We start from the raw sequence: 14436 nt of genomic DNA, 5'->3' as shown, positions 1-14436 counted from the left end.
AAAAGCACAGGCCACAACACCAACCCAAGGCTCACCGGGTCAAACCCCAGACAAACCGCCAACCCAACCACCAGACCCACCACCCGACAGCAGCTAACCCCCGCCGCCACCCAGCGCAGAACAAGCAGAAAGGAAAACGGCTCACCACCCGCGACAACACCGCCACCCGCCATCCGAAGGAAGGTTCGCGGGCATATCGGCGATCCTTCAGTTCAACACCACCCACAAACCACAACAAGGTACGCGGGAACTCGGCGATCCCTGACCACGGGTAATGTGCCACAAAATGCAGTGGGAGTACCGGAACTCTTAAGCTCTTAAAGAACGAGACCCGCCAACCGAGGCCAGACTGACGGGGAACTCGGCGATCCTAGGGACAGCGCACCCAACGATTGGAAGATGGTTGACGCGGATATCGGTAAACGCCTCCACTGACCCCATGCTGTGGGTGCACCCACAGCCCCTTTAAGGGACAAGACGCGCTGTTCCGCTTGTTATCGTGTTTGTAACTGCAGGAAACACTCTTACCCAAGAAAGGGCTATTCGTGACCAACCCAGTAAGTGCGTGGAAGACTGTCACCGCTATTGCAGTCGTGGGCGGTTTCCTCCTGCTCATCCCGTACTTGGGTTTAAGCCGCCACTACAACGCCCAAGAGCTCGCCATGCTGATCGAAGGTGCCAACGCCAACGGCCAGAACTACTCGGTGACAATCCACAACCAGCTCACCGGCAGCTACTCATTCAATGCCGAATAAGCATCGTACGGCGAGCCGAGTAGCTTTCGGCCCCTGTCATCCTCAGACGTAGTTCAGGCGGCATCGTGCTAATCGCCCCAAGATCCAGCTGGGGCGGGGGGTGAACCTGCGCCAGTGCGTAGGCGTGGGGCCTGCGCCAGCAGTGCACAGTGCCCCCTTAGTGTCGGCCGTGGCCGCGCTAATGGTTCTGCAGGCCCGGTGCCATGCTTGGCGACGGTCCCCCTATTCAGCGTCGGTGGACAGCGCCGCGACGAAGGCCTCCTGCGGCACCGAAACGGAGCCGATGGACTTCATGCGCTTCTTACCGGCCTTCTGCTTCTCCAGCAGCTTCCGCTTACGCGAAATATCGCCGCCATAGCACTTGGCCAGCACGTCCTTGCGCATCGCGCGGATGTTCTCACGCGCGATGATCTTCGAACCAATCGCCGCCTGAACGGGCACCTCGAATTGCTGACGTGGGATGAGCTCCTTGAGCTTCTTCGTCATCTTATTGCCATACCACTGCGCGGAATCGCGGTGCACAATCGCAGAGAAGGCATCCACCGGATCACCGTTGAGCAGGATATCCACCTTCACCAGGTCCGCCAGCTGCTCGCCGGCCTCCTCGTAGTTGAGGGAAGCATAGCCCTTGGTGCGGGACTTCAACATGTCGAAGAAGTCGAAGATGATTTCGCCCAGCGGCATGGTGTAGCGCAACTCCACGCGGTCCTCAGACAGGTAGTCCATGCCACCCATCTGACCGCGCTTGGACTGGCACAGCTCCATCGTCGAGCCCACGAATTCCTCCGGCACGATGATGGTCATCTTCACAATCGGCTCGTAGACCTCACGGAGCTTGCCGCCAGGCCAGTCCGACGGATTGTGCACCATGGACTCTTCGCCGTCCTCCGCCACCACGCGGTAGGTCACCGAAGGCGCAGTTGAAATCAGGTCAAGACCAAACTCTCGCTCCAGACGGTCGCGCGTGATTTCCATGTGCAGCAGACCCAAGAAGCCACAGCGGAAGCCGAAGCCCAGGGCGACGGAGGTCTCGGGTTCGAAGGTGAGGGAGGCATCGTTAAGCTGCAGCTTCTCCAGCGCGTCACGCAGGTCCGGGAAGTCCGCCTGGGAGATTGGGAACAGGCCGGAGTACACCATCGGGTTCGGGTCAGCGTAGCCCTTGAGGGGCTCACTCGCGCCATTCGACGCCCACGTAATCGTGTCACCCACCTTGGTCTCACGCACGTTCTTCACGCCGGTAATCAGGTAGCCCACCTCGCCCGGCCCCAGGCCCTTACACTTCTGCATCGTGGGGCTGACGATGCCTACCTCCAGCAGCTCGTGGTTGGTACCCGTGGCCATCATGGTGACCTTCTGGCGCGGGGTCAGCTTGCCGTCCATCATGCGGATATAGGTCACCACGCCGCGGTAGGTGTCGTAGACGGAATCGAAGACCATCGCGCGGGCCGGAGCATCCTCGCCGAACTCGGACGTCGGTGCCGGGATGAGCTCCGCCACCTTATCCAGCAGCTCCGGCACGCCCTCGCCGGTCTTGCCGGAAACGCGCAGCACCTCTTCCGGCTCGCAGCCGATGATGTGAGCAATCTCCAGGGCGTACTTCTCCGGGTCGGCCGCGGGCAGGTCAATCTTGTTCAGGACCGGGATGATCTCCAGGTCATTTTCCATGGCCAGGTAGAGGTTGGCCAAGGTTTGGGCTTCGATGCCTTGGGCGGCGTCGACAAGCAGGATGGCGCCCTCACAGGCTTCGAGCGCGCGCGAAACCTCATAGGTGAAGTCCACGTGGCCGGGAGTGTCGATCATCTGCATGACGATCTCCTGGCCTTCGAACTCACCGGAGCGAGGAATCCAGGGCAGGCGCACGTTCTGCGCCTTAATGGTGATGCCGCGCTCACGCTCGATATCCATGTTGTCGAGGTATTGGTCGCGCATGTCGCGCTCCTCCACCACCTGCGACAACTGCAGGATGCGATCAGCCAGCGTCGACTTGCCGTGGTCGATGTGGGCGATAATGCAAAAGTTTCGGATCTTGGACGGATCCGTAAACGTAGTGGCCGCGAAGTTTGTAGACATGTGTTTAGAATAGACGACATGTCTAGGTTGGCACGCATTCTCGGTATCGGAGGCCCCGAGCCTGTCGACGTCGGTCTCGAGCGCATCACCGAAGGCCTAGGGCTAAACCAGAATGATTCCGTGACGGAGCCCCGCAAAGCCGCCGACATTCGCGTCGAGTGTGCCGACGCCCACCCGCGCAGCGTTTTCTTCACCCCCGACATGGACGGGCAGGCGGACTCCGGGGAGGTCGTGTGGGTATGGGCGCCCTCGGATGGCAAGCAGTCCCCGCCGCGTGAGCGCGCCGTGCTGATTGTTTCGCGCACGCGCACCACCGTGCTGGGTCTGCTTATCTCCTCCAACCCGGGCCACGCGAACAAGGAAGAATGGCTCGATATCGGCACCGGCGAATGGGATGAATCTGGCCGGCAGTGCTGGGTGCGGATGGACCGCGTGCTGGAAATCTCCGAGGAACAATGCCGCCGACAGGGCACGCTCTTCCCGGAGCGCCGCTTCGAGCGCATTGCCAACAGGTTGCGCTCCCGCTATCACTGGGCGTGATTTGGGAATTAAGCCCACGCCCTGCTAAATTTTTTGGGATGCCGGGGCACGCTGGCGGTCAGGACCTTGGGTCCGCCTTCCTCGGTAAAGAATTCCTACGACTCTAAGAGGTATATCGATGGCAAACATCAAGTCCAAGCAGAAGCGCATCCTGACCAACGAGAAGTCTCGTCAGCGCAACAAGTCCGTACGCTCCGCCGTGCGTACCGAGATCCGCAAGTTCCGCGAGGCCGTCGCCGCTGGCGACAAGGCTGCCGCTGAGAAGCAGCTGCGCGTTGCTTCCCGCGCACTGGACAAGTCCGTGTCCAAGGGCGTCTTCCACCGCAACACCGCGGCTAACAAGAAGTCCGGCATGGCCACCGCCTTCAACAAGATGGCCTAAATGAAACCGCTCCTGAAGTGGGTGGGGGGAAAGCGCCAACTGCTGCCCGTTATCCACTCCGTGCTGCCCGAGAGCTTCGACACCTATGTCGAGCCTTTCTTGGGCGGCGGAGCGGTTCTTTTTTCTTTAGCGCCCGAACGCGCCCGGGTCAATGACCTGAACACCGAGCTCATCACCGTCTACGAGGTGGTCCGCGATAACGTGGACGAGCTCATCGCCCTGTTAAAGGGCTATCCGAATGATTCGGATTTCTTCTACGAGATGCGCGCCCGCGACCGCGAGCCGGGTTTTGCGCACTTGAGCCCCGTCGAACGGGCTGCCCGCACGATTTATCTGAATAAGACCTGCTACAACGGGCTTTATCGGGTGAATAACGCCGGCCAGTTCAATGCCCCATTTGGCCGCTATGCCAACCCGAAGATTTGTGATGAACCCAATCTGCGCGCGGTTTCGGAGTATTTGTCCACCCACGACGTGACGTTTTATAACGGCGACTATGCGGCGGTGGAGGCCAACGAGGGGGATTTCGTTTACTTCGACCCGCCTTATGATCCTGTCAACCCCACGAGTAATTTCACCGGCTACCAGTCGGGTGGTTTTGGGCGCGCGGACCAGATTCGGTTGAAGGAAACCTGCGACGACCTCAACGCCCGCGGGGTGAAGTTCCTGCTATCGAATTCGGCGACGGACTTCATCAAGGAGCTGTACGCGGACTACCTCATCGAGATCGTGGGGGCTACGCGCGCGGTGAATTCCGTGGCGTCGAAGCGCGGCAAGGTCGATGAGGTGCTCGTGCGCAATTATGCTTAACGACGCCGCCTGGGATCGTGTCTATCCCCACCTCGCCGCCGACATCGCGGCTCAGGGCTTTGCGGTGTTGCCCGCCGCGAAGCTCAAGGAGCTCTCCGGCCGCGAGCCGCGGTTGATGGCTAAGCATGATTTTTCCGCCGCGCGCCCCGAGGTCTTTCGCCAGCACGGGTTGTCCATGCTGCCGATTCGCCGCGATGCCTACCTGATTGGCCGCTTTGACCTGTACCAGCCTTTCCCGGAGCAGGCTGGGCCGTTGAAGTCGATGCCGGTTCCGCGACACATCCAATCCATTGACTTCGAGAACCTGACCTCGGAGGCAGCGGCACTCACCGCGGCGAGCTTAAGCGGGATGCTCGATGATTTCCTGGGCAGTGAGCTGGTGCCGACGGTCAGCGGACGCATGTCGACGCTCACGCTGCCCATGCGTATCGGCGGGCGCGACGTGGTGGTGGACCGCGCCCAGATGGAGATCGATGCTGGCTTCGAATCCGCCGAGCACCTCGTGCTCGTAGAGGCGAAGAATCACCTCTCCCCCGACTTCAACATCCGCCAGCTCTACTTCCCTTTCCGCCGCTTCTCGCTGGCTCTGGACAAAGAGGTGGTGCCGGTGTACCTGGTGTATTCCAACGGCATCTTCCACTTCTACCGCTACGTGTTTAGGCAACCGGAGGACTTCCGCAGCATCGAGCTGGTCAGCGCGGCGCGCTATGTTTTGGGCGAGTCTGGCGTGACTGAGGCGACGGTGCGCGCGGTGCTGGCGCGCACACAGGTCGAGGGCACGCGCGTTCCTTTCCCCCAGGCGGATTCCTTTGCGCGGGTCATCAGCTTACTGGAGAACCCAGTGGCCAAAGCGGAGATGCCCGAGAAATTCGGATTTACCCCGCGCCAGGCTGATTACTACACCAACGCCGCCCGCTACTTGGGCCTGACGAAGCTCAGCGGCACGCGCGATGAACGCAACCTCACCCTCATCGAGGCGCTGGCTTCCCGACCGGTGCTCCGGGACATGGTGCAACACGTCGTGACTAGCCGCCGAGCGGTGAATAAAGAAGAGGCGATGGTCTTCATGCGCGCGGCCAACCTGGGTCTCAATGACACGACCCTGCGCCGCCGTTCCGGCACGGTCGCGGCGTGGTCGCAGTGGCTGGCGGAGCTCCTCGCACAGGCTTAGGTGGCTTGAATGCCGGCCCACGCCAAGGCGCAGCCAGCCACCACGAAGAAAACGCCGGAGGCGATATCAATCCACGGGCCCACGGCCAGGAGGCGGCGGCGAATCGCGCGAGTGGAAATCACCGTCGAGAGGAAGACGAAGAGCAGGTAGCTCGACAGCGACAGGCTCAGCACCAGTGCCACAGAAATCCACACCGGCGGATGCGGCGGCAGCAGCGGGGCGACCATGGCGGCGAGGAAGAGCACGATCTTGGGGTTGGACAGGTTGGTGGCCAACCCCGTGCGGAAGACCTTGCCCACCGAGCCCAAGCGCGCGGCGGCCTCCTCCTCATCCACCGGCGGCTGCTTACGCAGCTCCAACCCGGAGCGAATGGAGAGCACGCCCATGAACACCAGGAAACAGCCACCGATCACCTGAATCAGCGAGAGGACGCCAGGGAAGGCGGTGAGCAGGGCGGCCGCGCCGAACACGGTCAACGTGCACCAAAACAGCACGCCCACCTGGATGCCCGTCGCCGCAGCAATGGCGTGGCGGCGCGAGCGCGTGGCATAGCGCGTCACCAAGACGATGTCGGGGCCGGGCGCTGCCGCACCGACGAGGTTCATCAGGAGAATGGCCGCGAACGCGGACCAGCTCATGACAGGCGCTCGAGAAGGTCCTCGCGGCCGAACATGCGGGCCGAGTCGAGGGCGTTGGGCTGGCCGGCGGAGGGGTCGGCGCCGGCGTCGAGGAGGGCGTCGATCACCGCGTCTTCTTTCTTAAAAATCGCTCCGGCCAATGGCGACTGGCCACGGTCGTTGAGGAGGTTGACGTCGGCCCCCGCCGCGGCGAGCTGGCATACCAGCTCCGCATGACCGTGGTAGGCGGCGAGCATGATGAGGGACTGCCCGTCCTGGTTCACCATGTCCACGTTGACGCCCTGCTTGATGTACTCGAGCAGCGTGGCATCGCCGTTGCGGGCAAAGTCAAAAAGCTTGGTAGCAAAGTTCTGGATGTCATCCATGGAGGGTTAGTCTAGCGCGCCAGCTCCGCCACCCGCTTAACGGCCGCCTCGATGGCGAAGTCCTCGTCCCCGCCCTGGCCCTTGACCGCGGCATCCAGCTCCGACATGAGGATGACGGCCTTGGTGATATTCTCCCCCGACCAGCGCCGAGCAACGGGCTGTGTCAGCTTGATGGCATAGGGCGCCATGCCGGTTTGGGAGGCCAGGGAATACTGATCCCCGCGCGCGGTGTAGAGGCGCGCGATGTTGCCCACCTTGTTCGCCAGCGCCGAGGCGATGGCCACCGGGCTCGCCCCCAGCTGCAGCGCGCGGCGGCACGTGGAGACCGCCGCCTCCACGCGGCCTGCCACGGCGGCATCCGCGATATCCCAATTGGCTACCTCTGCCACGCCTACGTAGTACGCGTGTACCGCCTCGCGGGTTACCTTGCCACCTGTGTCGAAGACCAGCTGCGAGATGGCGGAGGCGAGTTCGCGGAGGTCGGAGCCGACGCCGTCGAGAAGCGCCTGCACCACATCCGGTGTAGGCCGCACCCCATGCGAGGCGAACTCGCGGGTGGCCCATTGCGCGAGCTCGTTCGGGTAGAGGGAGAATACCTCGTGCACCTCGGCCGTCTTGCGCAGCGCCGCGATGAGCTCCGGCGGCTTCTTCTTTTTCTTCAGCGTCTTCGCCGTCACCGAGTACATCAGGATGAGCGTGATGCCGGGCATGGGGTTGGCGCAGGCGTCGAGAAGGATCTTGGTTACCTCTTTGCCGGCCCTCTCCACGTCACTGATGACGATGACGCGGTCTTCCCCGAACAACGAAGGGCTCGTCGCTTCCAGGATTTCGCCTTCGCTCACCTCGGAGGCCTTGAGCTTGGTTACCTCGCCGTGTTGGATACTCAGGCGGGCGCGCTCGGCCAGGAATTCATCATCGCCGAGGATGAGGTGCACGGGGGCTGAAGACATGCCTGTCATCTTAGCAACGCCGCAATGACCCACCCGCCAAGCAGGAGCATCGCAATGGGCCCCGCCGCCACGGTGGTCACCGGCATGGCCGCGGCGACGAAGTGGATCCAGTCCGCCAGCGGTTCAATGAGGATAACCAGCGGCCTGCCCAGCCCCACTTGTGCAAGCGCGGCGGCGATGAGCCCCACGACGGTGATGACCGGCACGACGGGCGCCACCAGCACGTTGGCGATGACAGAGACCACCGAGACACGCCCGGTCATCAACGCGATGAGCGGCATGGTCACGATATCCGCGGCAATGGCCACGGCGAAGGCACGCGCAACGATGCCAGTCCCCAGCACCCGCAGCAACAGGGGGCTAAGCACCACGATGCCGGCGGTGGCCGCCACGGAGAGCGCGAAGCCGAAGCTGACGGCTAGGTCGCTATCCGCCGCCAGCAGGAAGAGCACCCCGAGGGACAACGCGTGCAGCGGCTCCATCCTCGAAGAGTTCAGCACCGCCACCAGCCCCGCCAGCCCGGCGACGGTGGCGCGTTGGACGGAGGGCTCCCACCCCACCAGCGCTACGAATAACGCCAACGCGCTTGCCGACGCCCCCACCCGCACCCGCTGCCCCGACACCACCAACGCGGCTGCAGTGCACACGATGGCCACGTTGGAGCCGGACACAGCACTCAAGTGCGAGAGCCCAGTGTCGATGTAGAGCTGCTGATCCTCGGGGCTTTGCAGGCTAGTATCGCCCAGCACCATGCCGGGGATCAGCCCGTTATCGCACACGGCGCGGAAGTTTTCCGCCACCGCGGCGGTCCAGCTGTGGGCGTGCGCGGTGAGCTCGCCGCTAAAGACAGTTGTGCCTACCCCGACCTGCTCCGAGGCGCCGGGGTGGCCGTGCACCGTCACCAGCGAGCCACCGAAGGCCTCCGGTTTTTCTTTGAGGAAGACCGGCAGCTGCGCCGGGTAGCCCGGCACGCGCAGGCGCACCATCCACCCGGATGCCGTCTGCAGAGGATCTGCGGCAAGCCTTCCCGTCACCTCCGTACCAAAGTGAAAGCCCGCTGCACGCACCGAGCGCACAAAAGCCAGGGTGGCAAAGATGACTCCGCTCGCCGCGCACAAGATGCCCTGGCCGCGCCACTGACCGCGCGCGAAAGCGAAGAGCACGAGCCCGCACAACAGCCACGGATGCCCGAAAAGCACGGCGAGCGTGGCCAACCACGCCACCACCGCGGCGGGCACGAGCCGCAGTTCCCTCACGGACGGACCTTATCCTTCAGCTGCGCAAACTTCGCCGGACCAATACCGGAGACGTCCACGAGCTGCTCCACGGTGGTGAAGCTGCCGACCTCCTCGCGGTGCGCAATAATCGCCGCAGCCGTGGCCGGCCCTATGCCGGGCAGCTCCGTCAACTCCTCCTCGCTGGCAGAGTTGAGGGACACCAGCCCCTCCCCCGCGGTTTCTGGGGCGTTGGGTGGGCCGCCGACGGTGATCTGCTCGCCGTCGTTAAGCTTCTGCGCCAGGTTGAGGTTATCGGTGGGCACGCGCGGGCGCGCCACCTCGAGGGCGTCGTTGATGCGCGCGCCCGGCGCCAAGGTCACCAGCCCGGGCTGCTCTACCTCACCTACGACCGAGACCACGATATCGGCCGCTACCTCGCTGCTCGGCGCGGCCACCTCATAGGGGTTCTCCGCGCTACGGCTCATCCCCAGCCAGGCCAGGAGCGCGACGCCGGCCACGCCCGCCGCGACAAGCGCCAGCCAGGGTGGCACGCGCACGCGCGGGAAATCGACGTTGAGCAGTTCTTCTTCGCCTGTCGGGCGGGTGAGGTCACGGAGGCGATCAGCAATGGCATTCATGCCCGCGACGCTACGTAAGCGCCTTCACCCCCGTCGAGGGCTCAAGCCGCAGCCTGTGGATAACTTGTTGAAGGCATCAACAACGTCAGCTAAAGACCGCGGAGACGCCGATGGCTCCGGGGCCGACGTGGACGGAGAGGACGTCGGTAAGCGGCACCAGCATGAAAGAGGAATCCGGCAGCGCCAAGCGCAGCAGGTCCTCCAGCCGGCGGGCCGAGACCTTATCCTCGTTGTACTGCACCGCAATGAACGCCGGATTGCCCTCCGCACGGGAGGCCACCAGGTCCACGAGCTTGGTAAAGGCCTTGGTTTGGGTGCGGGTCTTGCCCACCATCTCCAGCTTGCCGCCTTGGATAGCCATGATGGGTTTGGTGGCCAGCAGGGCGGTGGACAGCATCGCCGTGGCCGCAGACATGCGCCCGGAACGGCGAAGCTCCTCCGTTGAGTTGAGATAGACCCAGGTGTGCCCGCGCTCAAGGGTGTTGATGGCTGCGGCATAGCATTCGTCGAGTGAGGCGCCTTCCTGGGCAAGCTTGGCCGCCGCCATGGCGGCCGCGCCCATCGCCATGCCGGCGGTGCCAGAATCGATAACACGCACGGTGTCCGGGAAAACGCCAGAGGCAGTCACCGCCGCTGACCACGTCGAGGACAGCTCCTTCGACAGGTGGATGGCCAGCACCCCATCATCGCCGGAGCGCTCCATCTGACGGCCATACAACGCAGCCAGCTCGAGGGCAGTCAGACCCGAGGTGGACAGCTCCGCGCCGTCCTTGCCGTGGCTTTCCATGACGTGCAGATCGACAACACAAATGTCGAGCTCCTCGACGATATCCGCCGGCAAGCCCGCGGCGGAATCGGTGACGACGCGAATCACTAGACGTCCGCCCCTGCACCACCAACGACAGCGCCACCCATGTTCCAGCCGTCGAAGTACCACTGGGCACGGCTGACGTTCTCCGGGGTGAATTCCAGCGGGGAGAGCGGACGAGCGGCGTCGAACTCGGGCCGCGCGGTCAGCTGCGACCAATGGGTGTTTTTCAGACCGGACAGGATCCCGTACTGGTGGTGCTCAAGGCCCAAAAGATGGCAGGTCAGCGCGGAGATAGCGCCGCCGTGCGCGACGACGAGCACCGCTCCCTCGTCCCACTGCGGGTGCCTCTGCATGAGCTCATCAATAACGGGGCGCGCGCGGTTAGCCACGTCGACACGGCTTTCGCCCTGCGGCGGGGCCCAGGTGGGGTCGTGGCGCCACAGCGCACGCGCCCCGGGAAACTGCTCATCTACTTCAGCGGAGGTCATCCCCTGCCACTCACCGAGGTGGGTTTCGCGCAGGCGCTTATCGACGGACACCTCAAGCCCCAAGCGCCGAGCAATAATCTCGGCGGTATCGCGGGCACGGATGAGATCCGAGGAGACGATCGCGGTGATGTCTTTGCCCTCCAGCAGGTCGGCGGCGGCACGGGCCTGAGAGTGGCCAGCTTCCGAAAGCTCGGTGTCCAAGTGCCCCTGCATCCGGCCGGTGGCGTTGTAGGTGGTCTGGCCGTGGCGGATGAGGAGGAGGCGGCGGGTCATAATTCGTCGTCTTCCGGCTCTGGCTGGGCCAGGGGAATCTCATCGATCGAGTCCACGTCGCGCGGGTTGACTTCATTAGACCACTCGCCGGGGCGTTCCGGGGTGTCCACGCCGGGGATGTCGAGAAGCGGGCAGTCGTGGTACAGGCGGTCCAGACCGTAGAACTCGCGCTGATCATTGCGCTGAACGTGGACCACGATGGGGCCATAGTCCAGCAGGACCCACCGGTTCTCGCGATTGCCTTCGCGGTGCTTGGGTTCAAAGCCCTTCTTGGTCAGCTCGTCTTCGACTTCCTCCACGATGGACCCCACCTGGCGCTCGGTATCAGCGGAGGCCAAGACGAAGACCTCGGTAATCGCCAGCACGTCGGAAACGTCAATAGCGGCGATGTTGGTGGCCAGCTTTTCATCCGCAGCCAAGGCGGCGGTTTCCGCCATCTGGCGTGCTTCATCAGTAATCGACATGACAATCCCTACACAAGTACGTTTTCTTAAGATCTCTAGTGTTACACGACAAGGCTCATTTTCCTAGTCGAATTCCCCGAGAATGCGCGGAGGCTACAGGGGCTTTTCCGGGTGGGGGCTATAGAGGTGGTTCTTGGCAATGTATTGCACCACCCCATCCGGAACGAGGTACCACACCGGCTGGCCCTGCTGGGCGCGGGCGCGGCAATCGGTGGAGGAAATGGCCATGGCGGGGATCTCAATCAGCTCGATATCATCCTGGGAATCCTGCGGCAGCATGTCCTTGCGCAGGTCATAGCCGGGACGGGTCACACCGACGAAGTGGGCCATCTCCAGCATCTCCTCCCAGTTGCGCCAGCTCATGATGGAGGCCACCGAATCCGCGCCGGTGATGAAGTAAAGCTCGGCGTCCGGGAAGATTCCGCGCAGATCCCGCAGCGTATCGATGGTGTAGGTGGGCCCTTCGCGGTCGATGTCCACGCGGGAAACGGTAAAACGCGGGTTCGACGCCGTGGCCACCATGGTCATCAGGTAGCGGTGCTCGGCGGCGGTGACCTGCTTATCGGCCTTTTGCCAGGGCTGGCCGGTGGGGACGAAGACCACCGTGTCGAGGCGGAAACGGTGGGCTACCTCGCTGGCGGCGACGAGGTGACCGTTATGGATGGGGTCAAAGGTGCCGCCCATGATGCCGATGCGTTGCGGACTAGTCATGGCTGGTGAGTATACCGGCCACGGAGTCGATGACCTGCATGTCCTGCCCGGAAGGCTCCGCCAAGAAATAGGAGGCATGGCGCTCAGCCTTGGTGGCCAGGGCGCGGCTAGCGGCGTCGAGGGAGAAATCGCAGACGAAATCCCCTTCCAGGCAGTAGTCGACGTAGCGCTGCGCCGGCAGCCCGGCGCGGTTCTTAGCCCACGGCACCTGGTGCAAGGGATTGCCAAAGGTGAGCACACCATGCAGGCGCCCGGATTCTGCGAGGTACTCCTCCGTGCTCGTCGCGACGAGCGCTCCTTGCGAATAGCCAGCGGCTACCCAACGCGGATGGCAGCCGGTGGTGGCCTCATAGTTGTCCACCACCTTCGGCGCATTCCGGGCCCCGGTACGCAGGCTGTCGGCAGCTCCAAACGTCACCGAATACGCCATTTCCCCGATGGAATGCTCCTGGAGAATCCCGAGCGCTCGCTGCACAAGCTGAAGCGGGCCCAAGTCTTCCCCCTCCTGCGCCAAGGGCGGCAGGTTCATCGAGGCCGGGTACGCCTCCGGCCCCAAAGCCAGAACATAAACGCCATCCATTGTGCCGGGGTGGCGCTGCTCTACCTGATGGAACAGAGCGGCAAAGTTGCGTCCCTCAAAGCCGGTGGATTCCGGCGCACGTTCGGAGTAACGCTGCGGGCCTACGTATTCGCCCTGCTCCTCGTTCTGGTCTGAACCGCGCGCGGCGAGCACCACGGTGTCGGGGCACATGCCGACACCACTCGCCGAGGCCACCGGCGCGCTGAGAAGGGACGCCACCGTACCAAGGGCGGCAGCTACACAGGAAACACGAAAAGAAAGAGACTTCATTCTTTCCTGTTTAGCGGAAACGAACGCCATCTACCATGTGGCCGATGGAATCGTAGACCTGATTATCCCACTGGTGATTGGTGAAGAAGTACTGGCCATGGGAGCCGCCGGTGGGCTTGGCGGCGTAGAGGGTCTGGGCGGAGAGGTCGCACACGGCGTCGAGCGGCAGGCAGTAGTCCACGCGGCTGACGTTGGCGCGCATCTGCGGGAAGTAGCCCATCGGGCCGCCCGCGCCCTGGGTTGCGCCGACGACGGCCGGGTCCCCTGCACGGGTCAGCGGGTTACCAAAGGTCACGACGCCAGCGAGCTGACCGCGGCGGGCCAGTTCCACCTCGTGGTTGGCCAGGATCATGGCGCCCTGGGAGTAACCGGACAGGATGTATTGCGGGTGGCAACCGGTGGCGGCTTCATAGCTGTTGATCGCGCTGGTCACTCCACGATTGCCGGTCTGCACGGAGTACATGAACTGGTTGATGGCGGAGACTGCGGTGTTGATGACCGGGTTGGCGTACTGCGTGGCCAGGCGCACGAGGTCAGCCGCGGTGTTCGGAACCGACTCGTTCGGAACAGAGTATTCCGGGTAGGTCGCCGGATAGTACTGCGGCTCCAGCCCCAGCACGTAGACGTCCTTCATCAGCGAATTTCCGCCGTGAGTGGCCTGGTAGCGTGCCTCGGCGCCCTGCAGCATGGCGCGGATGGATTCGCCCTCCCATCCATTGGAGGCTCGGCCACCCTGGTTGGAGTACTGCGTGGGGTAGATCTGGCCGTTCTGGCCGGAACCGCGCGCGGCGACGACGACCACAGCGGGGCACTGTTCGTCGGCATGCGCGGCGGGGGCGGAAATGGTGTGGGGGACGATGAGGGCGGCTGCGGCCACGACGGCGGCGGCGACGGAGGAAGCAATGCGGGACAGCATGAGAGGAAGGCACCAATCAGTTCTTTGTTATTACCGCGCTTTAGAGTACCCAGTCCTGTCCCGCCGCGCAGCACGAACCCCACACAAGGCGAACAATCTACTCGAAAAGTTTTCGAGTAGGATGTTTTGCGCAGGTCAGGCTCGAAAAATTCCTTTCGAGTAGCTTTCGAGTAGCCTCCAGCGGCGCGTCTGGCCAGTGCATTAGAGCACCCACTTGGTAGACGTCACCTGATTTAGGCCAATGTAGCGTGTAACAATCCCACCCCACCACCGAAAACCACCAGGTAACAGTGTCAAGAGTCACGTTGCCCACCCATCCAAGACTTAAGTCAGGTCACAACGACCGTTTCCGTAAAACACTGCACGTATCTTCGCGAAATGAATTAC

The 14436-nt window shown here is 63.2% G+C and carries 17 protein-coding genes; 5 read left to right on the top strand and 12 right to left on the bottom strand.

From position 1 onward, the window contains the following. The first annotated feature begins 545 nt into the window (after positions 1-545). Positions 546-755: a hypothetical protein gene (locus HMPREF2537_RS04040; RefSeq protein WP_070525746.1), complete on the top strand. Its 210-nt coding sequence runs from the start codon at positions 546-548 to the stop codon at positions 753-755. A gap of 222 nt (positions 756-977) precedes the next feature. Here the strand turns inward: HMPREF2537_RS04040 and lepA are convergent, their stop codons facing one another. Further along, on the bottom strand, positions 978-2825 hold the full coding sequence (gene lepA, locus HMPREF2537_RS04035; protein WP_010190853.1) for a translation elongation factor 4: 1848 nt from the start codon (positions 2823-2825) through the stop codon (positions 978-980). Positions 2826-2843: 18 nt separating this feature from the next. Here lepA and HMPREF2537_RS04030 point away from each other — a divergent pair, with 18 nt between their 5' ends. The 4 genes from HMPREF2537_RS04030 (at position 2844) to HMPREF2537_RS04015 (ending at position 5728) form a co-directional block, all read left to right on the top strand. Then, entirely contained in the window at positions 2844-3365 is a 522-nt protein-coding gene (locus HMPREF2537_RS04030; protein ID WP_070447893.1) for a type II toxin-antitoxin system PemK/MazF family toxin, read from the top strand. A gap of 118 nt (positions 3366-3483) precedes the next feature. Beyond that, a complete protein-coding gene (gene rpsT, locus HMPREF2537_RS04025) occupies positions 3484-3747 on the top strand; it encodes a 30S ribosomal protein S20 (protein WP_010190855.1) in 264 nt (87 codons plus the stop codon). After that, the gene (locus HMPREF2537_RS04020) at positions 3748-4557 is read left to right on the top strand and encodes a DNA adenine methylase (RefSeq protein WP_070525744.1); all 810 of its coding nucleotides are present in this window, start codon (positions 3748-3750) and stop codon (positions 4555-4557) included. Beyond that, complete coding sequence (locus tag HMPREF2537_RS04015; RefSeq protein ID WP_246820230.1) at positions 4550-5728, top strand: type II restriction enzyme; 1179 nt, start codon at positions 4550-4552, stop codon at positions 5726-5728. The genes HMPREF2537_RS04020 and HMPREF2537_RS04015 overlap by 8 nt, the downstream gene beginning before the upstream one ends. On the opposite strand, the gene HMPREF2537_RS04010 is transcribed toward HMPREF2537_RS04015, so the two are convergent. The 11 genes from HMPREF2537_RS04010 to HMPREF2537_RS03960 all read right to left on the bottom strand — a co-directional run bounded on the left by HMPREF2537_RS04010 (position 5725) and on the right by HMPREF2537_RS03960 (position 14049). After that, positions 5725-6366 carry a LysE family translocator gene (locus tag HMPREF2537_RS04010; protein WP_070525741.1) on the bottom strand — a complete coding sequence of 214 codons (642 nt, stop codon included), beginning with the start codon at positions 6364-6366 and terminating at the stop codon, positions 5725-5727. The genes HMPREF2537_RS04015 and HMPREF2537_RS04010 overlap by 4 nt on opposite strands. Continuing rightward, positions 6363-6731 carry an ankyrin repeat domain-containing protein gene (locus HMPREF2537_RS04005; protein WP_070525739.1) on the bottom strand — a complete coding sequence of 123 codons (369 nt, stop codon included), beginning with the start codon at positions 6729-6731 and terminating at the stop codon, positions 6363-6365. Before HMPREF2537_RS04005 ends, HMPREF2537_RS04010 begins: the two co-directional genes overlap by 4 nt. An 11-nt stretch (positions 6732-6742) precedes the next feature. Beyond that, a complete protein-coding gene (gene holA / locus HMPREF2537_RS04000) occupies positions 6743-7690 on the bottom strand; it encodes a DNA polymerase III subunit delta (RefSeq protein ID WP_070525737.1) in 948 nt (315 codons plus the stop codon). Further along, complete coding sequence (locus tag HMPREF2537_RS03995; RefSeq protein ID WP_070525735.1) at positions 7687-8937, bottom strand: ComEC/Rec2 family competence protein; 1251 nt, start codon at positions 8935-8937, stop codon at positions 7687-7689. Before HMPREF2537_RS03995 ends, holA begins: the two co-directional genes overlap by 4 nt. After that, positions 8934-9536, bottom strand: coding sequence for a ComEA family DNA-binding protein (locus HMPREF2537_RS03990; RefSeq protein ID WP_070525734.1), 603 nt, complete (start codon positions 9534-9536; stop codon positions 8934-8936). The genes HMPREF2537_RS03995 and HMPREF2537_RS03990 overlap by 4 nt, the downstream gene beginning before the upstream one ends. An 85-nt stretch (positions 9537-9621) precedes the next feature. Then, the gene (locus HMPREF2537_RS03985; protein ID WP_010190864.1) at positions 9622-10410 is read right to left on the bottom strand and encodes a DegV family protein; all 789 of its coding nucleotides are present in this window, start codon (positions 10408-10410) and stop codon (positions 9622-9624) included. Then, a complete protein-coding gene (locus HMPREF2537_RS03980; protein ID WP_070525732.1) occupies positions 10410-11108 on the bottom strand; it encodes a histidine phosphatase family protein in 699 nt (232 codons plus the stop codon). Before HMPREF2537_RS03980 ends, HMPREF2537_RS03985 begins: the two co-directional genes overlap by 1 nt. Next, on the bottom strand, positions 11105-11572 hold the full coding sequence (rsfS, locus tag HMPREF2537_RS03975) for a ribosome silencing factor (RefSeq protein ID WP_070525730.1): 468 nt from the start codon (positions 11570-11572) through the stop codon (positions 11105-11107). The genes HMPREF2537_RS03980 and rsfS overlap by 4 nt, the downstream gene beginning before the upstream one ends. Before the next feature lie 93 nt (positions 11573-11665). Further along, positions 11666-12283 (bottom strand): nicotinate-nucleotide adenylyltransferase, encoded by a 618-nt coding sequence (nadD, locus tag HMPREF2537_RS03970; protein ID WP_070519506.1) that lies wholly within the window; start codon positions 12281-12283, stop codon positions 11666-11668. Beyond that, complete coding sequence (locus HMPREF2537_RS03965; RefSeq protein ID WP_070525728.1) at positions 12276-13133, bottom strand: cutinase family protein; 858 nt, start codon at positions 13131-13133, stop codon at positions 12276-12278. The genes nadD and HMPREF2537_RS03965 overlap by 8 nt, the downstream gene beginning before the upstream one ends. Before the next feature lie 10 nt (positions 13134-13143). Further along, positions 13144-14049, bottom strand: a complete 906-nt coding sequence (locus HMPREF2537_RS03960; RefSeq protein WP_070525727.1) for a cutinase family protein — start codon at positions 14047-14049, stop codon at positions 13144-13146. Between the last annotated feature and the right edge of the window lie 387 nt (positions 14050-14436).

It is taken from the genome of Corynebacterium sp. HMSC074E01 (assembly GCF_001808885.1).
Classification (GTDB): Bacteria; Actinomycetota; Actinomycetes; order Mycobacteriales; family Mycobacteriaceae; genus Corynebacterium.
The sequence above is the reverse complement of the archived record's forward strand: the minus strand, read 5'-3'. Positions and strand labels throughout refer to the sequence as shown.